Annotated in this window: 25 protein-coding genes and 1 pseudogene; 16 read left to right on the forward strand and 10 right to left on the reverse strand. The window is 67.9% G+C overall.

The genetic code is table 11. The features are described from left to right. The 6 genes from HRUBRA_RS12620 to HRUBRA_RS12645 form a co-directional block, all read left to right on the forward strand. Positions 1–979: carboxyl transferase domain-containing protein (locus HRUBRA_RS12620; RefSeq protein WP_035517732.1), on the forward strand; the 979-nt coding region annotated here is incomplete at its 5' end. A 587-nt stretch (positions 980–1566) separates the two neighbouring features. After that, positions 1567–2379 carry an enoyl-CoA hydratase/isomerase family protein gene (locus HRUBRA_RS12625; protein ID WP_035517733.1) on the forward strand — a complete coding sequence of 271 codons (813 nt, stop codon included), beginning with the start codon at positions 1567–1569 and terminating at the stop codon, positions 2377–2379. 13 nt (positions 2380–2392) lie between these two features. After that, positions 2393–4576: an acetyl/propionyl/methylcrotonyl-CoA carboxylase subunit alpha gene (locus tag HRUBRA_RS15745; RefSeq protein ID WP_035517735.1), complete on the forward strand. Its 2184-nt coding sequence runs from the start codon at positions 2393–2395 to the stop codon at positions 4574–4576. Next, on the forward strand, positions 4573–5472 hold the full coding sequence (locus HRUBRA_RS12635) for a hydroxymethylglutaryl-CoA lyase (RefSeq protein ID WP_035517736.1): 900 nt from the start codon (positions 4573–4575) through the stop codon (positions 5470–5472). Before HRUBRA_RS15745 ends, HRUBRA_RS12635 begins: the two co-directional genes overlap by 4 nt. A 93-nt stretch (positions 5473–5565) precedes the next feature. Next, complete coding sequence (locus HRUBRA_RS12640) at positions 5566–5901, forward strand: hypothetical protein (protein WP_144244473.1); 336 nt, start codon at positions 5566–5568, stop codon at positions 5899–5901. A gap of 40 nt (positions 5902–5941) precedes the next feature. Then, a complete protein-coding gene (locus tag HRUBRA_RS12645) occupies positions 5942–7540 on the forward strand; it encodes a cation:proton antiporter domain-containing protein (RefSeq protein WP_052094845.1) in 1599 nt (532 codons plus the stop codon). A gap of 17 nt (positions 7541–7557) precedes the next feature. On the opposite strand, the gene HRUBRA_RS12650 is transcribed toward HRUBRA_RS12645, so the two are convergent. From HRUBRA_RS12650 to HRUBRA_RS12665, 4 genes are all read right to left on the reverse strand, one after another. Next, the gene (locus HRUBRA_RS12650) at positions 7558–8787 is read right to left on the reverse strand and encodes a sterol desaturase family protein (protein WP_035517739.1); all 1230 of its coding nucleotides are present in this window, start codon (positions 8785–8787) and stop codon (positions 7558–7560) included. Positions 8788–8853: 66 nt separating this feature from the next. Further along, the gene (locus tag HRUBRA_RS12655; RefSeq protein WP_035517759.1) at positions 8854–9099 is read right to left on the reverse strand and encodes a YdcH family protein; all 246 of its coding nucleotides are present in this window, start codon (positions 9097–9099) and stop codon (positions 8854–8856) included. Between the two features lie 58 nt (positions 9100–9157). Beyond that, entirely contained in the window at positions 9158–10018 is an 861-nt protein-coding gene (gene cysQ, locus HRUBRA_RS12660; protein ID WP_035517740.1) for a 3'(2'),5'-bisphosphate nucleotidase CysQ, read from the reverse strand. 10 nt (positions 10019–10028) lie between these two features. Beyond that, a complete protein-coding gene (locus HRUBRA_RS12665; protein ID WP_035517742.1) occupies positions 10029–10238 on the reverse strand; it encodes a hypothetical protein in 210 nt (69 codons plus the stop codon). Positions 10239–10423: 185 nt separating this feature from the next. On the opposite strand from HRUBRA_RS12665, the gene yrfG reads away from it, so the two are divergent. Both yrfG and HRUBRA_RS12675 read left to right on the forward strand, forming a co-directional pair. Continuing rightward, positions 10424–11086, forward strand: a complete 663-nt coding sequence (gene yrfG / locus HRUBRA_RS12670) for a GMP/IMP nucleotidase (RefSeq protein ID WP_035517761.1) — start codon at positions 10424–10426, stop codon at positions 11084–11086. 91 nt (positions 11087–11177) lie between these two features. Then, positions 11178–11579 (forward strand): RNA-binding S4 domain-containing protein, encoded by a 402-nt coding sequence (locus tag HRUBRA_RS12675; RefSeq protein WP_035517743.1) that lies wholly within the window; start codon positions 11178–11180, stop codon positions 11577–11579. Positions 11580–11595: 16 nt separating this feature from the next. Here the strand turns inward: HRUBRA_RS12675 and HRUBRA_RS12680 are convergent, their stop codons facing one another. Beyond that, positions 11596–12795, reverse strand: a complete 1200-nt coding sequence (locus HRUBRA_RS12680) for a GGDEF domain-containing protein (protein ID WP_035517745.1) — start codon at positions 12793–12795, stop codon at positions 11596–11598. A 157-nt stretch (positions 12796–12952) separates the two neighbouring features. On the opposite strand from HRUBRA_RS12680, the gene HRUBRA_RS12685 reads away from it, so the two are divergent. Both HRUBRA_RS12685 and dxs read left to right on the forward strand, forming a co-directional pair. Beyond that, positions 12953–13675: a GDSL-type esterase/lipase family protein gene (locus tag HRUBRA_RS12685; protein WP_236629870.1), complete on the forward strand. Its 723-nt coding sequence runs from the start codon at positions 12953–12955 to the stop codon at positions 13673–13675. 51 nt (positions 13676–13726) lie between these two features. Then, positions 13727–15673 carry a 1-deoxy-D-xylulose-5-phosphate synthase gene (gene dxs, locus HRUBRA_RS12690; RefSeq protein WP_035517765.1) on the forward strand — a complete coding sequence of 649 codons (1947 nt, stop codon included), beginning with the start codon at positions 13727–13729 and terminating at the stop codon, positions 15671–15673. A 1-nt stretch (position 15674) separates the two neighbouring features. Here the strand turns inward: dxs and HRUBRA_RS12695 are convergent, their stop codons facing one another. Then, on the reverse strand, positions 15675–16985 hold the full coding sequence (locus tag HRUBRA_RS12695) for a nucleotide sugar dehydrogenase (RefSeq protein ID WP_035517746.1): 1311 nt from the start codon (positions 16983–16985) through the stop codon (positions 15675–15677). Positions 16986–17213: 228 nt separating this feature from the next. Here HRUBRA_RS12695 and HRUBRA_RS12700 point away from each other — a divergent pair, with 228 nt between their 5' ends. The 6 genes from HRUBRA_RS12700 to HRUBRA_RS12725 all read left to right on the forward strand — a co-directional run bounded on the left by HRUBRA_RS12700 (position 17214) and on the right by HRUBRA_RS12725 (position 22479). Next, a complete protein-coding gene (locus HRUBRA_RS12700) occupies positions 17214–17759 on the forward strand; it encodes an H-NS histone family protein (RefSeq protein ID WP_084592644.1) in 546 nt (181 codons plus the stop codon). Positions 17760–17925: 166 nt separating this feature from the next. Continuing rightward, complete coding sequence (locus HRUBRA_RS12705; protein ID WP_035517749.1) at positions 17926–18993, forward strand: helix-turn-helix domain-containing protein; 1068 nt, start codon at positions 17926–17928, stop codon at positions 18991–18993. A 239-nt stretch (positions 18994–19232) separates the two neighbouring features. Further along, positions 19233–20318, forward strand: a complete 1086-nt coding sequence (locus HRUBRA_RS12710; RefSeq protein ID WP_035517751.1) for an AraC-like ligand-binding domain-containing protein — start codon at positions 19233–19235, stop codon at positions 20316–20318. 207 nt (positions 20319–20525) lie between these two features. Continuing rightward, on the forward strand, positions 20526–21041 hold the full coding sequence (gene nusG, locus HRUBRA_RS12715) for a transcription termination/antitermination protein NusG (RefSeq protein ID WP_035517752.1): 516 nt from the start codon (positions 20526–20528) through the stop codon (positions 21039–21041). Positions 21042–21235: 194 nt separating this feature from the next. After that, positions 21236–21499, forward strand: a complete 264-nt coding sequence (gene xseB / locus HRUBRA_RS12720; RefSeq protein WP_035517753.1) for an exodeoxyribonuclease VII small subunit — start codon at positions 21236–21238, stop codon at positions 21497–21499. A gap of 104 nt (positions 21500–21603) precedes the next feature. Further along, positions 21604–22479 carry a polyprenyl synthetase family protein gene (locus HRUBRA_RS12725; RefSeq protein WP_236629871.1) on the forward strand — a complete coding sequence of 292 codons (876 nt, stop codon included), beginning with the start codon at positions 21604–21606 and terminating at the stop codon, positions 22477–22479. Between the two features lie 66 nt (positions 22480–22545). Here HRUBRA_RS12725 and ribA read toward each other — a convergent pair whose 3' ends face one another. From ribA to HRUBRA_RS15450, 4 genes and pseudogenes are all read right to left on the reverse strand, one after another. Further along, positions 22546–23148, reverse strand: coding sequence for a GTP cyclohydrolase II (gene ribA / locus HRUBRA_RS12730; protein ID WP_407681019.1), 603 nt, complete (start codon positions 23146–23148; stop codon positions 22546–22548). Positions 23149–23212: 64 nt separating this feature from the next. After that, the gene (locus tag HRUBRA_RS12735) at positions 23213–23917 is read right to left on the reverse strand and encodes a retropepsin-like aspartic protease family protein (protein WP_052094848.1); all 705 of its coding nucleotides are present in this window, start codon (positions 23915–23917) and stop codon (positions 23213–23215) included. After that, positions 23914–24435, reverse strand: coding sequence for a phosphatidylglycerophosphatase A family protein (locus HRUBRA_RS12740; RefSeq protein ID WP_084592647.1), 522 nt, complete (start codon positions 24433–24435; stop codon positions 23914–23916). Before HRUBRA_RS12740 ends, HRUBRA_RS12735 begins: the two co-directional genes overlap by 4 nt. A gap of 83 nt (positions 24436–24518) precedes the next feature. Then, positions 24519–24704 (reverse strand): annotated as a pseudogene (locus HRUBRA_RS15450) (thiamine-phosphate kinase); the annotation flags it as partial.

The raw sequence follows: 24704 nt of genomic DNA on the forward strand, positions 1-24704 counted from the left end.
GATCTTCCTCGGCGGCCCGCCGCTGGTAAAGGCCGCCACCGGCGAGGTGGTCGACGCCGAAACCCTCGGCGGCGCCGACGTACACTGCCGCGAGTCCGGCGTGACGGACCACTACGCCAACAACGACGCCCACGCCATCGAGCTTACGCGCCGTGCCGTGGCCCGCCTCAATTGGCGCAAGCAGGTCACCCTGGATGTCGCCGACCCAATCGAGCCGGCCTACCCCGCCGAAGATCTCTACCGCCTGATCCCCGCCGACACGCGCCGGCCCTACGACGTCCGCGAGGTGATCGCCCGCATCGTCGACGGCTCGGATTTCGACGAGTTCAAGGCGCTCTACGGCGACACGCTGGTCTGCGGCTTCGCCCGGCTCCACGGCTACCCGGTGGGGATCATCGCCAACAACGGCATTCTGTTTTCGGAGTCTGCCGTGAAGGGCGCGCACTTTGTGGAGCTCTGCGCCCAGCGCAAGATCCCGCTGGTGTTCCTGCAGAACATCACGGGCTTTATGGTCGGCCGCCAATACGAGGCCGGCGGCATCGCCCGCCACGGCGCGAAGATGGTGCACGCGGTCGCCTGCGCGGATGTACCGAAGTTCACGGTGGTGATCGGCGGCTCTTTCGGCGCCGGCAATTATGCGATGTGCGGCCGCGCCTATGACCCGCGCTTTTTGTTCCTCTGGCCCAACGCGCGCATTTCGGTGATGGGCGGCGAGCAGGCCGCGGGCGTGCTTGCCACGGTGAAGCAGGATCAGCTCGCCCGCGAGGGCAAGGCCATGACCCCCGAGGAAGAGCAGGCCTTCAAGCAGCCGATCCTCGACCGCTACGAGGCCCAGGGCCACCCCTACTACGCGTCCGCCCGCCTCTGGGACGACGGCGTTATCGACCCCGCGGACACCCGCACCGTCCTCGCCCTCGCTCTCTCCGCCAGCCTGAACGCCCCGATACCGGAGTCGCGGTTCGGGGTGTTTCGGATGTGACGCTGTGTGTGTCGAGGAGCTGCAGGTGGGGTGCTTCGTGATGCCTGCTGAGCGGGATCGAGGGCATGAGGGGCTGCAGGTGAGATGCTTCGTGATGCCGGCGGTGCGGGAAAGGGGGTATGGGACACGCTACAAGCACATCCATGTGCGCTCGACGCGAGCCATCCATGGCTCGCGACGGTCCCACACCCCGTTTCCCGCACCGCCGGCAGGCCCTGCCACACCAACGCTCGGCAGTTTCGATCCGCTTAAGCTGGCGGGAACTGCCAACTTCATGCATGGCAGTTTCGTTCCTCCTGGTTTGAAGGGCCCTACCAACATCAAGCGGAGCAGTTCCGCTCCTGCCGAGAACAACCCACGTTCAGGGAATAGCACCACGGCAGGCGCCGGGGCTGGGAAAAAGCCCTTCGGGATCGTCGACGGCCATGGATGGCCGGCGCCGAGCGCACATGGATGTGCTCGTAGCGTATCCCGAAGGGCTTTTTCCCAGACCTGGTGCCGGGATCGAACCATGGCGCGCCAGGATCGAAGCATCAAGCCCCGGCACCGAAGCATGAAGCGCAAGCAAACACCACGGAATACCAGCCATGACTGAGAGTACTGTCACAACGCAAATCGATGAGCGGGGGGTCGCCACCGTTACCCTCGACCGCCAGGCCAAGCACAACGCGTTCGATGATGTGGTGATCGGTGAACTGCGCGATGCCTTCAGGGCCCTGCACAAAGACAACAGCGTGCGGGTAGTCGTACTGCGCGGGGCCGGGAAACACTTCTCCGCCGGCGGTGACCTCGCGTGGATGCGGCGCATGGCCGAGTACGACTATGGGCACAACATGAAAGACGCCGAAGAGCTGGCGGGCATGCTGCAGGACCTGTACCGGCTGCCCATGCCCACCGTGGCCGTCGTGCAGGGGGCGGCATTCGGGGGCGCCGTAGGGCTGGTGAGCTGCTGCGACATGGCCGTGGCGAGCGAGCGGGCGCGCTTTGCACTGTCCGAGGTGCGCATCGGGCTCATCCCGGCGACCATCGGCCCCTACGTCGTCAAAGCCATCGGCGAGCGGGCAGCCAGCCGCTACATGCTCACCGGCGAGGCCTTTGACGCGGCCACGGCGCTGCAGCTCGGACTGGTGAGCGAAACCTGCGCCGCAGAGCACCTCGACGCGCACGCCTCGGCGCTTGTTGACGAACTGCTGCTGGGCGGACCAGAGGCGCAGCGGGCGGCAAAAGACCTCGTGCGCGGCGTGGCCGGGGCGAAACTGACCGCGGCGCTCATCGAAGACACCTGCGCGCGCATTGCGCACATCCGCGTCTCGGAAGAAGGCCAGGAGGGGCTGTCCGCCTTCCTGGAAAAGCGTGCGCCGGCCTGGCGCAGATCCACCGGGGACGGCGAAGAGCGCTGAGAGGAGAGCTGAAATGTTCCGCAAGGTACTCATTGCCAACCGGGGCGAAATCGCCTGCCGGGTGATCCGGACCTGCCGGCGCCTGGGCATCGGCACCGTCGCCGTCTATTCCGATGCCGATGCCTCGGCCCTGCACGTGACGCTGGCCGACGAGGCCGTGCACCTGGGGCCGGCGCCGGCGCGGGAATCGTACCTGAGGGGCGACGCGGTGCTGGAGGCCGCGCGGCGCACGGGAGCCGGGGCCATTCATCCCGGCTACGGCTTCCTGTCAGAGAACGCCGCCTTCGCCGACGCCTGCGAGACCGCCGGCGTCGTGTTCATCGGCCCGCCGGCGAGCGCTATTGCGGCCATGGGCAGCAAAGCCGCGGCCAAGCAGATCATGGAAAAAGCCGGCGTGCCGCTGATCCCCGGCTACCACGGCGACGACCAGAACCCGGCGACGCTGCGCGGGGCCGCCGATGCCATGGGCTACCCGGTGCTGCTGAAGGCCACCGCCGGCGGCGGCGGCAAAGGCATGCGCGTGGTGGAAAGCGACGATGGCTTTGACGACGCCCTGGCCGCGGCGAAGCGCGAGGCGGCGGCGAGCTTCGGCGACGAGCGCATGCTGGTGGAGAAATACCTCGGCCAGCCCCGGCACGTGGAAGTGCAGGTGTTCTGCGACGGCCACGGCGGCGCCGTGTACCTCGCCGAGCGCGACTGCTCCGTGCAGCGCCGGCACCAGAAGGTGCTGGAGGAGGCCCCGGCGCCCGGGGTGGATGCCGCCCTGCGGGCGCGCATGGGCGCCGCGGCCGTGGAAGCGGCGCGAGCCATCGACTACCGCGGCGCCGGCACCGTTGAGTTCCTCCTCGACGCGGACGGGCAGTTCTACTTTATGGAGATGAACACCCGGCTGCAGGTGGAACACCCGGTCACAGAGCTGATCACGGGGCAGGATCTGGTGGAGTGGCAGCTGCGGGTGGCTGCCGGCCAGCCCCTGCCGCTGGCCCAGGATGAGATCGTGCTGCGCGGCCATGCGATCGAGGCGCGGGTATATGCCGAAGATGCAGAGCAGGACTTCCTCCCCGCCACCGGCCGCCTGACCTATCATGCGCCACCGCCGGAAAATCGGCACGTGCGCGTGGACAGCGGTGTGCGCAGCGGCGACGAGATCTCCATGCACTATGACCCGATGATTGCCAAGCTGGTGGTCTGGGACGAGAACCGGGACCGGGCCCTGGACCGCCTTGCCGGCGCTCTGCGCGCCTACCGTATCGCCGGCACGGTGACCAACCTCGGCTTCCTCTACAACCTGGCGACCACCAGCGCTTTTCGCGAGGCCCGGCTCGACACCGGCTTTATTGAGCGCCACCGCGCCGAGATTTTCCGCGAGGCGCCGGGGGTCATGGCACGGGATAGCGCGGCCTGCGCGGCCGCCCTGGCGTGCCTGCAGGCCGAGGCCACGGTTGCCCCCGCCGGGGACCCGCACAGCCCCTGGGCGGCAGTGGGTGGCTGGCGCATGAACGCCGGGCACCGGCAGCAGCTCACCCTGCACTGCCACGGCCGCGATCACGACATCGCTGTCGAGCACCGGGGGGCCGGCGAATACCGGGTGACCGTCCCCGGTCCGCGCGAGGACGCGTCTGCCACAGGGGCCGGCGACCCGCTGCAGGTGGCAGCGGCCCCGGCACCAGCAGCCCCGGCACCAGCAGCCCCGCCGGGAACGGTCGCCGCGCAGACCGTTGCCGTGGCAGCGGCGTCCTCGCCGCGACAGGCCTCAGAGCTGCGCCACACCCTGCCGACGCGGGGATACGCCCCCCACGGCGCACCGCCCGGCGCCAGCCTGGCACTCGACCTCACCCTCGACGGCCACCACCAGCGCGTGTTGCTGGTTGAGTCCTCCCCGGGCTGGACCCTGTTCTTCCCGGACCGGGCCTGCCCCTTCCACGCCATCGCGCCGGCTACCGGTGAAGGCGGCGGCGCCGGTGCCCTCGCGGGCCTCACCGCGCCCATGAACGGCCGGGTCATTGCCCTCCTCGCCGAGCCCGGCGCCGCGGTGAGCGCCGGCACGCCGCTCATGATTCTCGAGGCCATGAAGATGGAACACACCGTGAAGGCACCGGTAGACGGCACCGTCGACGCCTTCCGCTTCGCCGCCGGCGACCTGGTGGACGGCGGCGCTGCCCTGGTCGCCTTCACGCCGACGGAGGACGCGGCATGAGCGACGACAGCGTCACCCTGATCGAGGTCGGCCCCCGGGACGGCCTGCAGAACGAGCCCGGCGAGCTGCCGCTGGCAGTGAAACAGCAGCTGGTGGAAGACCTGGCCGACGCCGGCCTCACCGTGATAGAGGCGGGCAGCTTCGTGAACCCCACGTGGGTGCCGCAGATGGCCGACAGTGAGGCGCTCTTCGCCGCCATCGCGCGCAGAGCGGGCGTTCGTTACACGGCGCTCACGCCGAACCTGCGCGGCTTCGAGCGGGCCCTGGCGGCGGGCGCGGATGAGGTGGCGGTGTTCGCGGCGGCCTCGGAGAGCTTCTCGCAGAAGAACATCAACTGCAGCATTGCCGAGAGCATCGAGCGTTTCCGGCCGGTGATGGCCGCGGCGGCTGAGGCGGGCCTCCCCGTGCGCGGCTACGTGTCCTGCGTGCTGGGCTGCCCCTACGAGGGTGCGCTGGCGCCGGCGGCCGTGGCCCGGGTCACAGGCGACCTGCTCGAGCTCGGCTGCTACGAGGTGTCCCTCGGCGACACCATCGGCGTGGGGACCGCCGGAAGCATGCGCGCGCTGCTTACAGAGCTGCTCGGCGCCTTCGCCCCGGCGCAGCTGGCGGTGCACTGCCACGACAGCTACGGCCAGGCACTGGCGAACATCCTCGCTGCGGTGGACCTCGGCATTCGCCGCATCGACGCCGCCGTGGCCGGCCTCGGCGGCTGCCCCTACGCCCCGGGAGCGTCGGGCAATGTCGCCACGGAGGACGTGGTCTACCTGCTGGAGGGCCTGGGCCTCGCTACCGGCATAGACCTCGACCGGCTCATCGCCGCCGGCGAACACATCAGCGGGTTCCTGGGGCGGCCGAGCGGCTCGAAGGTCGCCCGCGCCCGCCGCAGCGCCGGCTGACCGGGCCGCCGGCGCGGGTCGCGGCGGAGACGTCAATCCCACCTTTGGCCCTCCTCCGCCGGCATGGGCTGTGCTACCTTCCCGGCGATGCCCGTGACCTCGTCAACACCGCTGCGTAGCGCCACCGCCACCCTCGTTACCATCGCCGGGCTGGCGCAGGTGGCCATGCTCTGGGTCTTCGATCTCGGGGCAGCGGTGCTGCTTACAGCGCTCAGCGGCGGTGGCTACCTGCTCCTGGGCCTCGGGCTTTTCGGCGTGTCGCGCTTCACCCTGGTGCTCGCAGCGGGGCTCTGCGGGGCCCGGGCCTGGCTGGCCTTTGCGCCGCTGCCGGTGCTGGCCTGGGAGCAGCTGCGTACCGTGGTGGACGTGCTGATTGCGGCAACCGCGCTCTGGCTCCTCTGGCAGGCACGTCATGCGCCCACCCATTGAGGCGGCGGGGACGCCAGGCGCAGGGATGGATGACTGACCGATGATCGATCCGCTCATTATTCTCACCGCGCTGGCAACGGGCATGCTCGCCCGGGCCATCGGCCTGCCGGCGCTGGTGGGCTACCTCGGCGCCGGCTTTGTGCTCCACGAGCTCGACGTCGCCGGCGGCGACCTGCTGCAGGTCCTTGCCGATGCGGGGGTGACGCTGCTGCTGTTCACCATCGGCCTCAAGCTGCAGCTCCGCGACCTGTTCAAGAGCCACATCTGGGGCACCACGGTGCTGCACATGGCGGCGACGCAGTTGTTCTTCCTCGGCGTGCTCTGGGCCGTCAACCTTGTACTGCCGGGGCTGGGACTGGACCTCGGGGCGAAGCTGGTGATCGCCTTCGCCTTTACCTTCTCGAGCACCGTCTTTGTCATTCAGATCATGCAGGAGCGCGGCGAGATGGCCTCCCGCCACGCCAACCTCGCCATCGGTGTCCTCATCATCCAGGACCTCGCCGCGGTGCTGTTCCTCGCCTTCACCACCGGCAAGGTGCCGCAGCCGGCGGCGATCCTGCTGCTGCTGGCAATCCCCCTGCGGCCCCTGGTGCTGCGGCTGCTGGCGCTGGCCGGCCACGGCGAACTGTTCACGCTCTTCGGGCTGGCCCTCGCCTTCGGCAGCGCCGGCGTGTGCGAGGCCGTGGGTATCAAGGGCGACCTGGGCGCGCTGGTCATCGGCGCCATCCTCGCCGGTGACCAGAAGGCGAAGGAGCTCTCCTACAACCTGCTCCTGTTCAAGGACCTGTTCCTGGTGGGCTTTTTCCTGTCCATCGGCCTCGGCGGCTGGCCGGCGCCGGAGATTATCGCGCTGGCCGCGGTGCTCGGCGCCCTGGCGCTCCTCAAGCCTCTGCTCTACTTCCCCATCCTCACCTGGCTGCACACGCCCCCGCGCACGGCCCTGCTGGCCTCCAACGCCCTGGCCAACCACTCGGAGTTCGGGCTAATCGTGATCGCCGTGGCGGCCACCGCGGGCTGGGTGGAGCCGGTCTGGAGCGCGGCGCTGTCCATCGCCATCGCCGTGAGCTTCATCCTCGCCGCGCCCCTCAACGGCCTCTCCCACAGCCTCTACCGGCGGCACCGGGAGCGACTGGCCCGCTTCGAATCCACCCAGGTGCGGGCGACCCGCGGCAACACCGACGATGTGCGGGTGCTGGTGCTCGGCATGGGCAACATCGGCACCGGCGCCTACGAAACCCTGGCCCAGCGCTACGGCTGGGAGGTGCTGGGCGTGGACGACAACGACCGCAAGCTGGCCGTGCACCGCGCCATGCACCGACGCGTGGAGGCGGCCGACGCCTCGGACCCGGACTTCTGGGCCCGCGTGGACCTCAACGACGTCGAACTGATCCTCTTGGCCCTCACCAACCACCAGGAGAACATGCTGGTAGTGCGCATGCTCGACCGGCTCGGCTACCGGGGTGAAATGGCGGCGGTGGTACGCTTCGCGGAGGAAGCCCGGGAGCTGGAGCGCAAGGGCATCTCGGTATTCAACCTGTTCGCCGAGGCCGGGGCCGGCTTCGGCACGCACGCCATCCGCGTGCTCGACGGACCGGCGGCCGCGGCAAAGGCGGAGGCGACCGTCGAAGTTAAGCGTTAAGAGCTAAGAGCTAAGAGCTAAGAGCTGAGGGACGCCATCGCGGGTGTCCGGCGCCAGAGCCAGGGCAGCGCCAGGGCGTTGGCGGCGAGGTAGCCGGCCGCGGCGGCGAGAAACGGCAGCGAGGCACCCCCCGCCCAGGCCAGCACCGGCACGGCAAGCAGCAGCCGCAGCGCATCCCAGGCCGCGGCCCGCTGCGGGGGCACGCCCTGCAGCCAGAGCGCCGTGGTCACCGTCGTCGCCAGCATCACCGCCCACAGCGCCACACCCTGCCCGTAGCCGAGGGCCGTCCACTGCATGAAGGCCAGCAGGCCCACCACCGCTACCAGCTGCCCCAGGGCATAGGCCGGCACGCCGGGGGCGACGGGCGGGTCGTAGCGTTCGAAGCGGTCCAGCGCCGCCTTCGGCTGCGGGTCTGCCGCCGCCACATCGGCCGGGCGCCAGCCCGTGCGCGCCACCCAGACCCGGAGCTTGTCGCGCCAGCGCCGGGCCCGCCAGCTGTCCCGGGCCATGGCGACGTAGCTGTGGGTCAGCGCCTTCACCGGGTTGAAGCTGCGCAGGGGGCCGCGGATACCGTAGATGCAGGGCTCGTCGTCGAGTTCTTCCTGAAAGGTGCCGAAGAGCCGATCCCAGAGGATGAAAACCCCGCCGTAGTTGCGGTCGACATAGCGGTCATTCTGGGCGTGGTGCACGCGGTGGTTCGACGGTGTGACGAAGAGGGCCTCGAACCAGCCGAGTTTGCCCACGTGCTGCGTATGCACCCAGAACTGGTAAATAAGGTTCAGCGAGCCCACGGTCACGAACAGCGACGCCGGCACGCCGGCGAAGAACAGCGGCAGGTAGAAGACCCAGCCAAAGAGAAAGCCCGTGCTGGTCTGGCGCAGGGCCGTGGAGAGGTTGTAGTCCTCGCTCTGGTGGTGGGCAACGTGCGCGGCCCAGAAGAGCGTGCGCTCGTGGCCGAGGCGGTGCAGCCAGTAGTAACAGAGGTCGTAGAGCACAAAGGCGAAGACCCAGGTACCCCAGTGGCCGGCGTCGAGGCGGGCGATGGCCAGCGACTCGCCCACCCAGTGATATACCAGCCCGCCGACGCCGAGGGTGACAAAGCGCCGGGCCTGGCTCAGGGTGCCGAGGAACAGGCTGCCGACGGCGTCGTTGACGCGGTAGGTGTTGCGCCCGGTGCGCAGCCCCCAGGCCAGCTCCACGACCATGGCGGCGATGAACAGGGGGACAGCATAGACCACAAGATCCATGGTTCACCTCCTCCGGCGTTTGCAACGGGCGCTGCGGGCCGGTTTGTCGACGGTGACGTCCACGGTTCAGGCGTCCAGATCGGGGATCATCTCGTCCTTGAGGCGGGAGATCGCGTCTTTCAGGCGCAGCTTCTCCTTCTTCAAGCGCTGCAGGAGGATCTGGTTCTGGTAGGGGAAACCCAGCATTTCCGTGATCTTGTTATCCAGCGCCCGATGCCGGGCCTGGAGCTGCATGAGGCGCATGGCAGGCGTGATCGTCTCATTCGCCGCTGCCTCACCGTTGTGCCCGCCCTTACCGGGCGGCCATTTCATCATGCTGCACCATCTCGTCACTTCCGGCCATTGGGGACCCTCACTATACCGCGCCGGCTCAGAGCTCCGCCAGCAGCGCCCGCCACAGGGGCCGGGCCGGGTCTGCCACCGCCAGAAAGTGGGGGCTGAGGAGCGTCGCCCGGGCGTTGTAGCGCAGGGGCTGCCCATCGAGACCGAGCACCGCCCCGCCGGCCCCCTCGAGGAGCGCCTGCCCGGCGGCCACGTCCCACTCGCTGCACGGGGAAAAGCGCGGGTACACGTCCCCCTGCCCCGCCGCCAGCTGCACGAACTTGAGCGCACTGCCGCTGTTGCAGCGCTGTACGGGCCCGGCTTCGGCCTCCAGGAAGGCAATGACGCGTTCGAGGCGGTCGTTGCGATGGCGCCGGCTGGCGAGGACGACAATACCGTCGACGGCCCCCGCGGCCCCATGCCCGCCCTGGTCCGCCGTGGAGACGGGGCGGCGGACCCAGCCGTCGCCCTCCGGCACGCAGCACCAGGCCCCCTCCCCGGGCACACCCAGCCAGGCAACGCGCTCCAGGGGCAGGTAGAGCACTCCGAGCACCGGCCGCTGCCGGTCCACCAGGGCGATGTTGATAGTGAACTCGCCGGTGCGGCCGAGGAACTCCTTGGTGCCGTCGAGGGGGTCGACGACCCACAGCCGCTCCCAGCTGCGCCGGTCCACCACGGCCTCGGGGGGCGACTCCTCCGACAGGATGGGCACCTCCGGGGCGAGGCGCCGCAGGCCCTCCAGGAGGATGCGGTGGGAGGCCATATCGGCGCGGGTGAGGGGTGAATCATCGGCCTTGGCGCGGAACTCATCGGCCCGGCTGGAGCGGTACTCGCTGAAGATGGCGTCCCCGGCGGCGCTGCAGAGATCGAGGAGGGCATCGCTGGCCAGGGCAATGGGCCCGGCTGTCATGGGCTGTTCTTCACGGCGTGGCGCCCCGGCCCCCGCGCGGGAGGAGCGCGGCGAGGCCCAGCACCAGCGCCATGCCCGCGGCATCGGCGACGAGGTCTCCCAGGCTCGCAGCGTGCCTTGCAACCTGGCGCACGGCCCGGTCTGCGGCTACCGAGACAGGCTCGGTGCCCCAGTACAGGCGGCGGCGTCCACGGAGGGCGCTTAACAGGCGATGAAGCACAGGTGGGTATCACACTCCTGTTCACAGCGGCACGTCCGGGCAGGCAACCGCACCGCTGCAAGGGTAACCGGCCCCTCCTGCATTGCAAATAAGCCCACCACCCGCGCAGCAGGCCCCTGCAGCAGCGCGCCGAAACCCGCATAATGGAGCTCACGCCAACCGCCGCGAAAGGCCGCCAAAAAACCGTGATTGACTGGAACCGCATCGACACCGTGCTTCTTGATATGGACGGCACGCTCCTCGACCTCCACTACGATAACCACTTCTGGCTCGAGCACCTGCCGCAGCGCTACGCCGACCTCAAGGGCATCAGCGCCGAGGAGGCGCTGGCGCGCATGCGCGGCCACTTTGACGCGCTGCATGGCACCCTGGCCTGGTACTGCCTGGACCACTGGTCTGCCCTTCTGGACCTCGACATCCCGGCGCTGAAGCGGGAGGTGCGCCATATGATCGCCATCCGCCCTCATGCGCTCGAGTTCCTGCGCAGGCTGCACGAGAGCCCGAAGCAGGTGCTGCTGGTGACCAACGCGCACCCGGTGACCCTGGACATCAAGATGGCGGAACTGGACATCCGCCCCTGGTTCGACGACGTGGTGGTCTCGCACCAGTTCGCCGCCGCCAAGGAGGAGCAGGCGTTCTGGGAGCGGCTGCAGGCGCAGCACCCCTTCGACCCGGCGCGCACCCTGTTCATCGACGACACGGAGAGCGTGCTCGAGGCAGCCCGGCGCTACGGTATCGCCCACCTGCTGACGCTGCTGCAGCCCGACAGCCGGCGGCAGAAGCGCATCGACACCCGCTTTCCGGGTATTCACCACTTTGACGAGATCATGCCGGAGGCGGCGGCATGAACGGCGGCAACGCCGTACGGCTGCAGCCAGGCGGGTCGGTCCGTCCCGGTCGCACCCGCAGTGCGCGGAGCGTGGCCCCGGGAGCGGCCCCTTGAACAGCGCCCCGCTTACCCGCCTGCGCATCGACAAATGGCTCTGGGCCGCGCGTTTCTTCAAGACCCGCAGCCTGGCCAAGGCCGCCATCGAGGGCGGCAAGGTACAGATGGACGGCCAGCGGTTGAAGGTGTCAAAGGAGATCGCCGCGGGTGACGTGCTGCGCATCCGCCAAGGCCGGGACGACCGCGAGGTCACCGTGCTCGCCCTCTCGGACCAGCGCCGCGGCGCGCCGGAGGCGCAGGCGCTCTACGAGGAAAGCCCCGACAGCATCGCCCGCCGCGAGGCCGCCGCCGAGGCACGCCGCGCCGCCGGCGGCATCACCCCGAACCCGCAACGCCGGCCGAGCAAACGGGAGCGGCGGCAGATTCACCGCTTCAAGGACGTATCGGGCAGCTGACCGTTCCGGCGCCAGGCTAGGCAGTGACGATACGATTTCGCCCCTCGGCCTTGGCCTGGTAAAGCGCGGCGTCGGCGGCGTCGATAAGGTTGATGGGTTCCAGATCGCCGTCCGGCGCGGCGGTGAACACACCCTGGCTCACGGTCACGCGGTCGCTGGTGGCTGAGCTGCGGTGGGGGATAGCGGCCTCGCGCACAAGCTCCGCCAGGCTCTCGGCAGTGCGCCGGGCAATGTCGGCATCGGCGCCGGGGAGGATAAGAATAAACTCCTCGCCCCCGTAGCGGCCGGCCACCTCGCCGGCACGGCTGGTGGTGCGGGTGAGGATATCGCCCAGGCGCCGCAGCACTTCGTCGCCGGCCGGGTGGCCGTACGTGTCGTTGTAGAGCTTGAAGTGGTCCACGTCGATGAGGATTACCGACAGCTCGCCGTGGCTGCGCCGGGCGCGGTTGATCTCCTGGCGGAGCACGTGGTTCACCAGGCGCCGGTTGCCGAGGCCGGTGAGCTCATCGATGTTGGCAAGATCCGTGAGCTGGCGCCGGGCGGCCTTCAGCTGCCGGTTGCGGTCGCGCAGGGAGCCGGTGAGTTCGCCGAGCTCCCGGGCCATGGCCTCCCGCTCCCAGGACAGGGCGATCATCGAGCGGAAGGAGCTGTGGATCCAGTTACTCACTACCAGCAGCAGCGCACAGACCCCCAGCAGCACGGCCCCCACGAGCAGGTTGTGGGGCTGCTCCCACAGATGCACCAAGCTCCACCAGGCGATGGGAAAGAGCGAGGCAAAGAGAAAGGCCAGGAAGTACTCCCGCACCACCACCATCACCGCGAGGGAAATCGTGGTGATCATCACGATTATCAGCAGCAGCACATATTGCAGGGTGGGCGGAATGTGCGGCGCCACGGCGATATAGGTCGCGGACCAGACACCGCCGGTGAGCAGAGCCCCGAACACCAGCCGCCAGAAGAGCCGCCTCGGCTCGCGCTGATAGCTGTGCCCGGCCAGGGCGTTGCTCATGTGCAGGGAGCGCAGGAGCAGCAGCAGGAGCACCAGGGAGGCCCAGAGCAGCAGCGGCAGCAGCCCGAAGTAAGGCCAGAGCAGCGCGACCATGGCAAGCGCCGCAATGCAGTTCGAGCTCATGCTGGCCACGCGGCCATTCTGCATAAGCAGTTCGAGCTGGGCGGCGAAGAGCTCGTCTTCGCCGATGCGCGGCTGGTAGATCATCGGCACAGTCTAGCGCGCCGGCGCACCGGTGCCAGCGCCCATGGCCGGGTATGCGATGCGGGTCACAAGGGAGCCGTTGCCCCCGCCGGGGCTTTAGGTAACACTCCGGGGTACCGGGGCCGGGCAACGACGGATGTTCGAGTGGCGCAGCATACGCATGTTTTTCGGCATCCTGCTGTGTCTGCCGCTGCTGCACCTTGGCTGGCTGCTGGCGCAGGAGTTTCGCGCCTACCTGGACCCGTCACCGGCCGCCTGGGCGGAGGACATGCAGGCCATCATCCGGGCCGACGAGACCCTCGCCCTGCCGGAAAAACCGGTACTCGTGGTCGGCGGCCGGCGCGTGGTGCTGTGGAACAACCTGCCAGCGATGCTTGCGCCCTACCCCACGCTCCTGCGCGGCCTGGGCGATGCGACCATCGAGGACCTCACCCACTACTACGATCGGCTCATCGGCTTCTACCGGCCCGACATTCTGGTACTGCTGCCGGGCTACGCCGACCTGCACCTGCGCGACAACAAGACCCCCGAGGACCTGGTCGATGCCGTGCGCACGCTGGTCACCCTCAACCGGCAGCACCTCGCCACCGCCATGGTCTACGTGATCGCCCCCCTGAAAATGCCCCTGCACCCCGATGACGACGCGCGCATCGAGGCCATGGGCCGGGCCCTGGCCGCCTGGGCGGCCCGCGAGAGCGGTGTTGCCCTTATTGACGCGAACGGCCTCCTCACCACCGCCAGCGGCCGTCCTGACCCCGCGCTCTACAGCGGCGACGGCATCAATCTCAATGAGGCCGGCTACCTGCGCCTGGCGATGGTGCTGCGGGAGGCACTCCACCAGGGCCACCGCGGCGCCGCGCCAAGGCGTGATCCGGATCAATAGGCGAGTGTTTTTCGGGTCACAGGAGCTAGCATAATGCGCTACTATTCCCCCATGTTTGCCGAAATACCTACCGCCCGCCCTGCCACGCCGCTCCTCGATGCCGTGGACGCCGGCCGCTCCCTTCGCGATCTCACCGAGGCAGAGCTTGACCAGCTCGCGCACGACCTGCGCGGCTATCTGCTCTACAGCGTGGGCCAGTCCGGCGGGCACTTCGGTGCCGGCCTCGGCGTGGTCGAGCTGACGATCGCGCTGCATCATATTTTCAACACGCCCGATGACCGCATCGTCTGGGACGTGGGTCACCAGGCCTACCCCCACAAGATCCTCACCGGGCGCATGCAGCAGATGCACACCATGCGCCAGGCCGGCGGCCTGTCGGGCTTCCCGAAGCGCAGCGAAAGCGAGTACGACACCTTCGGCGTGGGCCATTCCTCCACCAGCATCTCCGCCGCCATGGGCATGGCCCTGGCCGCCGAGAAGCAGGGCATCGACCGCCGCGTGGTCGCGGTGATCGGCGACGGCGCCATCACCGGCGGCATGGCCTTTGAGGCCCTGGCCCACGCCGGCGACGTGCGCCCGAACATGCTGGTAGTCCTCAACGACAACCAGATGTCCATCGGCTACAACACCGGGGGCCTGGCCACCTACTTCGCCAAGATCTGGGCCAGCAAGACCTACATCACCATGCGCGAGGGCAGCAAGAAGGTCCTCAAGAAGATGCGCCCCGCGTGGGATCTGGCCAAGCGCACGGAAGAACACATGAAGGGCATGGTCGCCCCGGGCACCCTCTTCGAGGAGCTCGGCTGGCACTACATCGGCCCCATCGACGGCCACGACCTGCCGCAGCTGGTGCAGACGCTGGAGAACATGCGCGACCTCAAGGGCCCGCAGTTCCTGCACATCTGCACCCGCAAGGGCCGCGGCTACGAGCCCGCCGAGGAAGACCCGGTAGGCTTCCACGCCATCAACAAGATCGAAGGGCCCAAGGCCGACAGCACGCCGGTGCCCGTGCCGGCGGCGCCGGAGCAGAAGCCAAAGCCCAAGCTGCCGAAGTACCAGGACGTGTTCGGGCGCTGGCTCTGCGACATGGCCGAACGGGACGACAAGCTCGTGGGCATCACCCCCGCCATGTGCGAGGGCTCCGGTATGGTCGAGTTCGCCAGGCGCTTCCCGGAGCGCTTCTACGATGTGGCCATCGCCGAGCAGCATGCCGTCACCCTCGGTGCCGGCATGGCCTGCGACGGCATGAAGCCCGTGGTGGCCATCTACTCCACCTTCCTGCAGCGCGCCTACGACCAGTTCATCCACGATGTGGCCATCCAGAACCTCGATGTGACCTTCGCCATCGACCGCGCCGGCCTCGTCGGCCAGGACGGCCCCACGCACCACGGTGCCTTTGATCTTTCCTATATGCGCTGCATACCGAACCTGGTGATCGGCGCGCCGTCGGACGAAAACGAGTGCCGGCAGATGCTCTACGCGGCCTACCAGCACCGGGGGCCGGCGGCCATTCGCTACCCGCGGGGGACCGGGCCGGGCGCCTTTATCGAAGACACCATGACGGCACTGGAGATCGGCAAAGGCGTGGTCGTGCGCGAGGGCAGCGGCACGGCGTTTCTCAACTTCGGCACCCTGCTCCCGGCGGCCCTGGAAGCCGCCGAAACGCTCGGCGCCACCGTTGTCGACATGCGCTGGGTGAAGCCCCTGGACGAGGCGCTGCTGCGCGAGCTGAGCACCGGCCACAGCCTGTTCGTCACCCTGGAGGAGAACGCCATTGCCGGCGGCGCCGGCTCTGCGGTGAGCGAGTTCCTCGATAGAGACGCCCTGGAAGTGCGGGTGTACCGCGCCGGCATTCAGGACAGCTTTGTGGAGCACGGCTCCCAGGGGCAGCAGCAGGCCCAGCACGGCCTCACGGCTGCCGGGCTCCTGGCGGCGGTGCAGGCGCGCCAGGGCGCCATCGAAGCGGCAAAGCCCCAGGCCGTGAGCGTTCAGGGCTAGCCTAGGCCCTCACGAGGTGCGCTGCCGGCTGCCGGAATACGCCGCGCGGGTCTATTATTAGTCGGGCATTGCGCCAGACGAGCTCATAATCAAAGTCCGCGTGATCCGTGGCAATCACCACGGCATCAAAAGCCGCCAGACTTTCCGCCGTGAGTGGCACGCTGGCAAGGTCGAAGCGATAGCGGCGCATCCTCGGGAACACCGGAACGTACGGATCGCTATAGGCTACCTCGGCGCCGCGCTCGTCGAGCAACTGCATGATCGCCGCCGCCGGGGATTCACGCATGTCATCGACGTTTTTCTTGTAGGCCACGCCGAGCACCAGTATCCGGCTGCCTTTCAGAGCCCTGCCCTGGACGTTGAGGCCCGCCACCAGCTTGCTTACTACGTACTCGGGCATGGCGCTGTTCACCTCACCGGCCAGCTCGATGAAGCGCGTGTTAATGCCATATTCCCGCGCCTTCCACGTGAGATAGAAAGGATCAATGGGGATACAATGACCGCCAAGCCCCGGGCCCGGGAAATAAGGCATGAAACCGAAGGGTTTTGTCGCGGCGGCTTCCACCACTTCGAAAATATCGATGCCCATGCGGTCGGCGACGATTTTCATTTCGTTGACGAGCCCAATATTTACGGCTCGGTGAATATTCTCCAGCAGCTTGGTCATTTCCGCGGCCCGCGGTGATGTCATGGGCACAACGCGGTCTACGGCAGCGCCGTAAAGAGCCTTTGCCACCGCGAGGCAGGCCGGAGTCTGGCCGCTGATGATTTTCGGGATGGACCGGGTGCTGAAGCTGGTATTACCCGGGTCTTCCCGTTCCGGTGAATAAACGAGGAAGAAATCCTCGCCGATGGAAAACCCCTGCTCCTGCAGCCGCGGCAGGAGTATTTCTTCCGTGGTGCCGGGGTAGGTGGTGCTTTCAAGGCAGAGCACCTGGCCGGGGCGCAGCTGTGGGAGCAGAGACGAAAGCGTTGCCGTGACGTAGCTGAGGTCCGGCTCGCGGTGCTGCGTGAGCGGGGTGGGCACGCAGAGGATCAGCGCATCGGCGCGGTCGGCGGCGCCGTAGTCCGTGGTGACGACAAAGCCGGGGCCGTGGGCGGCGCGGACGCGCTCGGCGGGAATGTGCGTGAAATAGCTTTCGCCGCGGGCGAGGGCCGCGGGTTTTTCCGGATCGCTATCGAGCCCGAGAACCGGAAAGCCGGCTTCGGCGAAGCGCAGCAGCAGCGGCAGGCCCACGTAGCCGAGGCCCACCACGGCAATAGAGGCGCTGCGATCTTCGATTTTCTCGAGGAGCGCTTCCTGAGGTGACATTGATTGCAGGCCCCTGTTTGCTGAGGCGGTATTCTAGCGCAGCTTTGCCGGAACCGCCCCCGGGAAGCTCTGCGGATGCAGCGTGTGGGAAGTGCTTTGTGGGGGCGCCCCGACTCAGATTGAGGTGGGGAAAATCACAGACCCCGTCGCGACGAGGGCACGACTCCGGCTAGGTTCTGCCACCATGCCTCGTAAAAACCCTCGGCGCAGTTCGACGCAGACACGCGCATGGCAACACTTATCGTGATTTTAAACACGAATCAACCTGTTGAATATACCCATACTAATTTTTCTGAGGCTCAGTATAATCAACGCGTTAAATCAACAAGGAAATATAGCATGTCTACTTTTCGTGAACTTCTCTCCTCAAAGACCAAGCTCAAGGCCGATGCGCGTAAACTCGCCATCAGCGAGCTCGAGAAACTCATCAAGGCCCTGAACGAAGTGCTCGCTGCAGAAAAAACCAAGGCCGCAAAAAAAGAGGAAGCCGCCCGCGCGGCGAATATCCGCAAAATCAACCAGCTCCTCGCGGAAACCGGTCTCGATCCGGAAGATCTCAAGAAGCAGAAAGCCGGCAAGGGCAAGGCTGCAGCCAGAACAAAAGCCAAGGCGAAAGGCAAGCGGGCCAAAGTGAAGCCGAAGTACCGGCTGGTGGTCGACGGCAAAGAGCACCTGTGGTCCGGCCGCGGCCGTGCGCCGCGGGTTTTCCAGGCCCATTTGGATGCCGGTAATACAAAGGAAAGCTGCCTCATCGAGCCTGCCGGCACGAAATGAGGCGCCCAGCGGCGGCAGCCGACCTCCGGCTGTCGCCCGGCACGGTTCCTGAGACGAAACATACCGCTGCCTGAGGCAGGCAGCCAAGGAACGCCTCTGTTTGCCCGCCTGGAGCGATATACTCCCTGAAAACATCATAAGAGCGGTACGACCGCCGGGGAGTTGTGTGGCAAAAGACGGCCTGCCTGCCAGTGGGGTGCTCAGCGCGGCGTTTCCCGCGGAGCGCATTCCCCGAAAACACCATCTGGAGCTGTGGCGTCGCGTCTGCAGCATCGAATGTAACGTCGTCCCCCTCACCCCGGACTGGGGCTTCTGGGGCGATGTGTCTTCCTGGTCCGTAGCCGACCTCCTCATTACACACCAACGCATCAGCGCCACACGCTACGAGCGCACCGCCCGGCACGTCGAGCAGAACAACAGCGAGTGGCTGATCGTCTGGCGCGTGCTCAAGGGCAGCCAGGCCGCCGTGATAGATGACCGCGTCCACATGCGCTGGGACCCGACAACCATCGGCGTGCAGGACTGGAGCATTCCCTACGTCGCCGTAGCCAGTGATTATGAACTGATCACCGTGGCGGTCCCGCGGGAGCGCGTCTCGGCGGCAGACTTCATGGGCCACAAAAGCCCAGCGGTGGGCTGGGAGGTGGCGTCCGCGCAGGGCCAGCTCCTGTGCATGGCCGTGGAAAACCTGTTGGCGCAGCTCCCCCGGCTCACGAACGAGGAGGCCCCGGCCATCGCCGCGGGCTTCACCGGGCTTGTGGGCGGGCTGCTGCTGTCGGAGGCAGACCTGCTGCGCAATCACTATGCCGAGACCAGCCGTATCGATGCCATGAAGCAATTCGTCAACGAGCACCTGCGCGACCCGACCCTCGGGGTGCTGATGCTCTGCGAGCGCTTCCACTGTTCCCGGGCCACGGTCTACCGGCTGTTCGAGGCCGAGGGCGGCGTCGCGTCCTACATCCAGCGCCAGCGGCTGCACACCTGCATGCGCGAGCTGACGCGCATCCAGAACCCTCCCAAGGGCGTGCTGGAGCAGGTCGCCTCAGCCTGGGGCTTCACCAACCCGCATCGCTTCAGTCGCCTGTTCAAGGCACAGTTCGACCTCTCGCCCCAGGAGGCCCTGCGTGCGCAGACGCCCAACAGCGGGAAGGAGACCGAGCGGCGCGATGAGCAGGACTACTGGCAGAATGCAAAACTGCTGAGTGACTGGATGAACAGCCGTCGCTGCCGTTAGCACCGGACTTATTAAAGTCTCACTTAAACTGCCATTTGGTCCCAGCATGAGCGGGTTTTGGGCATAAGTACGCGCTGCGCACTGACACGCATAGATTAAGAACCCGTAATATAAAGTGATTGCACACGTGGATGGCAAGCAGTCATGACGATACGGAACGGTGAGCACGGGTCAGGCATCAACAGGCAGGGCAGGGCCTGTGCAGCGTGACCATTCCCCCGGCAAGCGATGAACGACCTGTGCAGCGCCTCTGCGTCCAGGCCGACCGACTGCCGGCGGCGCAGCACCTCATCGCGCTGCGCCTCGCCCTGAAAGACCACTGCGACGTCTACCCCCTCACTACACCCTGGACTCTGCAGCGCGATCTCGAGAGCTGGCGCGTGGGTGGTCTGATCTTCAGTCACTGGAGCCTGTCGGCGGCACGCCATGAGCGCAGCCAGGCCATGGCCGACAGCGGCGGCAACAACTGGCTCGTATTGCGCATCCTGCAGCGCGGCCGCCAGGCCCTGATCATCGACGACCGCCACCACGTCACCGTCAACACCGACACCATCCTGCTCACAGACTGGTCCATGCCCTGGGTCTGCAACAGCAGTGACTGCCACTTGTTCACCGTCGGCATTCCGCGCAGCCACCTCTCCGCCCACAAGCTGCTGAACGTCAAGATCCCCGCCCTCAGCTGGAACCGCAACACCGCCGAGGGCCTCCAGCTGGCATCGATGGTGGCGCTCCTCTGGAAGCAACTGCCGACGCTGGACGCGGCCGACGCCGAGAGCGTGGCCCGGGGCTTTGTCGGCTTTCTCGACGGCATCCTGAGCAACCATCCGACGCTGCTTCGCGCCCAGTACGCCAATACCTCGCGGCTGGCGGCCATGAAGTCTCTGCTCAACGAGCGCCTTCAGGACCCGGAGCTCGGTGTCACCACCCTTTGTGAGCAGTTTGCCTGTTCCCGCGCGACGGTCTACCGCCTCTTCGAGCGCGACGGGGGCGTCGCCGCCTTCATTCAGCAGCAGCGCCTGCACGGCTGCATGACCGAACTGGCGCGCGGCGACCGGGCTGCCAATGCCACGCTGGCGCAGTTGAGCCGGCGCTGGTGCCTGGGCAGTGCCGCACGCCTGTGCCGCCTGTTTGAAGACTACTTCGCTCTGACGCCCCAGGGCGTGCTTGCCGCCCGCAAAGCGGACCAGGCGATCAGCGCCGGCAAGAGCACCAACCTGCAGCTGCAGCTTGCCACCGGCATCAACCGCGCTATCGCGGAGGACAGCACCCGGCCGGCCTCGGACCCCTGGCAGGAACCGGCCGCACGCGCTACTTTAGATCCGTAAACGTCGTGCACTGCACTGTGCTACCGAGCAGCAACAATGGTGGCGTCGATCAGCCAACGGACGGCATCGCCACCACCGCCTGCAGATCGCACCGCTCTGCGGCCTTTGCGACAACAACGCAGCAGGCATCGAGGCGGCGCTGACAGGCGCACGAAGACCAAAAGCCGGGTCGGAAACGCCCCGGAAACGCACCGCAGGGAGGACGCCATGACCTGGCTGGTCGTACACTGCAAGGCCCGGAGCGAAGACCTCGCACAGGAGAACCTCCGCCGCCAGGGCTATGAGGTCTTCCTGCCGCAGCTGCGGCAGCGCAAGCGCCGGCAGAACCGCTGGCAGTGGGTGACCGGCCCCCTCTTCCCGCGCTATCTGTTCGTGAATGTCGCCCTCGGCGAGCAGGACACCGCCACTATCCGCTCCACCGTCGGCGTGGTCACCCTGGTGCGCTTCGGCCAGGCCCTGGTGCCCATGCCCGACGCCGTGATCGACTATCTGCGCCGCTGCGAAGACCCGGCGCTGGGCGCCCGCTCAGACAGCGACTGGCCGCACAGGCCCGGGGATGTGGTGGAAATCCTGCAGGGCCCCTTCGCGGGGCTTACGGGCATCTACCAGGTGCCGAAAGACGCAGACCGGGCGGCCATCCTGGTGGACCTCCTGGGCCGGCGGAATACCGTGCTGGTCGAACGCGAAGCCCTGGGCGACGTGGTGACCCCAGCCACTGCCTGAGCCCTGCGGAAATGAGCCCACCTGTAGGCTGGGACCGGCGACCTCGCGCGACCGGTTGTCCCTTGCGCCCACCCGAGCCGGCGCGGCGGCGATTATGCCACAGAGCTCCCGGCTCCCGGCTCCTGGCCCCCGGTCGGGACTGGCCCGCCACGGCGCTGGTATAATCGCCATAACGCAGGAAGGACCGTCATCCCATGCCCAGCCGCAAGAAAGCCGACACCGACGCCAGCCCCGCCACCCTGGAGGCGACCATCGCCGAGATCGAGGGCATCCTCGGGCGCATGGAGGGCGAGGAGCAGCCGCTGGAGCAGTCTCTCAAGGATTTCGAGGCGGGCATCACTCTCACCCGCCGGGCCCAGGCCCTCCTCCAAGAGGCGGAACAGCAGGTGCAGAAGCTCACAGAAAACGCCGACGGCGAGCCCGCGGCCACAGCGCTGGACGACGACGCAGACGCCTGACCCATGAACCGGACCCCCGACTCCTGGAGCGGCACCCGCTGTGCGAGCAGCCCCCCCTGCGGGAGCGGCGTCCTCGCCGCGACGAACCCCGGATGCCCCGCCCCATGACCCTGTCTGCAGATCGCGAGCGCTTCGAGGCCCACGCACACCCGCTGGTTGAGGCGCAGCTCAGCCAGGTGCCCACAACCCTCCGCGAGGCCGTTGCCTATGCCCTCAGCGTCGGCGGCAAACGCATCCGGCCGATCCTCGTCTATCGCGCCGCCCGCGCCCTCGGCCACGGTGATGCGCCGGCCCTGGAACACGCCGCGGCCGCCATCGAGCTGGTCCACACCTACTCGCTGATCCACGACGACCTGCCGGCCATGGACGACGATGACCTGCGCCGGGGTCAGCCAACGCTGCACCGGGCCTATGACGAGGCCACGGCAATTCTCGTGGGAGACGGCATGCAGGTGCAGGCCTTCAGCCTGCTCACGGCGGCGCCGGGCCTCACTGCGGCACGGCGCCTGGCCATGGTTGACGTGCTGGCCGCGGCCTCGGGCTTCCCGGGCATGGTCGGCGGCCAGTACATCGACGTCGCCGCCACCGGCGAGGCCCTCGGCCTCGACGCGCTGAAGGCCATGCACAACCTCAAGACCGGCGCGCTTATCCGCGCCGCCCTCGCCCTCGGCGGCCACAGCGCTGATGCCGACGAAACGGCGCTACTGGCCCTCGATCGCTACGGCGAACACATTGGCCTGGCCTTCCAGGTGGTGGACGACATCCTCGACGTGGAGAGCGACAGCGCCACCCTCGGCAAAACCCAGGGCAAGGATGCCGCCGCCAACAAGAGTACCTACGTCAGCCTGCTGGGCATCGACGGCGCCCGCCGCGAAGTCACCACGCTCCTCGACGCGGCCATCGCCACCCTCAGCCCCCTCGGAGACAACGCCGACGACCTCCGTGAGCTGGCCCGCTACATCGTCGCGCGCGACCGCTGAGGCAGGCCCGGCAGTAAACCCACAGCCCCTCGACGCAGGGGCGCGCCTCACACGGGGGCCGGCGCCTTACTCGTCGAACATATGGCCGAGCTTGGCGCCCTTGGTGCGCAGGTACTTCTCGTTGTGGGGGTTGCTGTCGGTTTGCAGCGGCACACGGTGCAGCACCTCGATACCCAGCTCTTCGAGGGCCATGACTTTGCGCGGGTTGTTGGTCATGAGGTTGATGCTGGTGATGGCCAGGTGGGCGAACATGGGGCCGAGGATGGTGTAGTCGCGCATATCGGGGCCGAAACCCAGCTGCTCATTGGCCTCTACGGTGTCGGCACCCTCGTCCTGCAGGCGGTAAGCGCGGATCTTGTTCAGCAGGCCGATGCCACGTCCCTCCTGGCGGAGATAAAACAGCGCACCGCGCCCCGTCTCAGCAATGGCCTTGAGGGCCGCCTCGAGCTGGTTACCGCAGTCGCAGCGCAGGCTGAAAAGGGCATCGCCGGTCAGGCACTCGGAGTGCACCCGCGCCAGCACCGGAGCACCGTCGCCGACGTCGCCCATGGTGAGCACCAGGTGTTCCTTGCTGGCCGCGGGGTCCTCGAAACCGTGCATCGTGAAGACGCCCCAGTCTGTGGGAAGCCGGGACGACTCGACGTACCTTACCGTCACGCGCTGGTCCATCCAAAAAAGGGGCGCCAGTCTAGCAGGGAGGGGGTGTGGTGGCGAGCAGACACTGACCGGCCACTCACCAGCGGCTGGTCAGGGACAGGACACCGTTGTCCTCGGATAGCTGCACATGGCGCAGGTAGCTCATGCCCAGGAGGACGGTCCTCGGGTAGTCCCCGTCGACCACCGTCGCCCGCACGTTAGCAACGCGGATACCGCCGACTTCGACGCTGTTCAGGGTGACGCTGTGCCCTGCCACGGTGCTGCCCGCAGTCTCTACCTGGATGGGCTCCCCCGCGCTGCTATCGATACCGAGGGCCGCGGCGTGCTGGCGGCTCATGGCCACCACATTGGCGCCGGTGTCGATAAGCACTTCGACGCGGCGGCCGTTGATGAGCGCGGCCGTGCGGTACTGCATGCGTTCATCCCGGGAGACGGTCACCGAGCGCTTCTCCGGCGCCGTGTAGGCCCCGGCAATGCGCTCCGACACACCCGCCCGGCGCGTCTCGCCGCCGATCTCGAGCACCGCTTCGCGGGCGGTGGCGGCCAGGAGCCGGACCCCGGCGGCCCGCTCGCCATCGCGCAGCGTGTAGCGGCGACCGTCGATGGTGAGCACCGCCATGCCCGGCAGGAGCGCCTCGACCTGGACGCTGTCCTGGGCCGCTGCGGGCCCGGGAAGCAGACACAGCAGCGACAGCAGCGACAGCACCAGGGCAGGGGCAAACCGCCGGAAACCGGGGCTCTGCGAGACCCGGGCGGCGCGGATGAGGGTGGCGGCGGTCATGTGAGGGCCTCCGCGCCGCTCAGGGCGGCGATCGCCAGATGCAGGGTGACGCAGGTCATGGCGCCGGCGACGAGGTCATCGGCCATGATGCCAAGGCCACCGCCCACGTCCTTGTCGAGAACGCTCACGGGCCAGGGCTTGGCGATATCGAGGAGCCGGAAGACGACGAAGGCGATGGCCAGCCAGAGTGGCGACGCGGGCACGGCCCAGAGCGCCACCCAGAGCCCGGCGAACTCGTCCCAGACAATGCCCGGATGGTCGTGAACGCCGAGCTGCCGGCTGGCGACGCCGCAGAGCCAGATGCCGCCGACGGAAGCGGCCAGGATCACGGCGCTGTAGGCCCAGAGCGGCAGGGGCGCAAGGAGGTACCAATAGATCACCGCCGCGGCAACGGTGCCGACGGTACCGGGCGCCCAGGGAGAAAGGCCGCTGCCAAAGCCGAAAGCGGCGAGCTGAGCGGGGTTTCGCAGCAGCGCTGGTGCCTGTGGCTCGCGCTGGTTTTGCAGGTGGTCGCCCATGGGCCGCTCCGCCTTGGCTGTGGGTGAAAGGGGTCGAAGCGCCAACCGCTGCATGGGGGTGGCGCCGCCAGTGTAGTCCGAAATCAGAAGTGCCGGTAACCGCTGGCATCCTCCGCTTTCCCGTCGACGCTGAGACCACCGCCCTCACGGACCTCGCCGATGCGCGTGCAGCCGGCGGGCAGCGGTACAGCAGCGGGAATAGTGAAGGCCAGCTCGTAGTCATCACCGCCACTGAGGGCCCAGGCGCGGCCGGGCCCGCCGGCGGCGGC

The sequence above is a fragment of the Pseudohaliea rubra DSM 19751 genome (assembly GCF_000764025.1).
GTDB classification, from domain to species: domain Bacteria; phylum Pseudomonadota; class Gammaproteobacteria; order Pseudomonadales; family Halieaceae; genus Pseudohaliea; species Pseudohaliea rubra.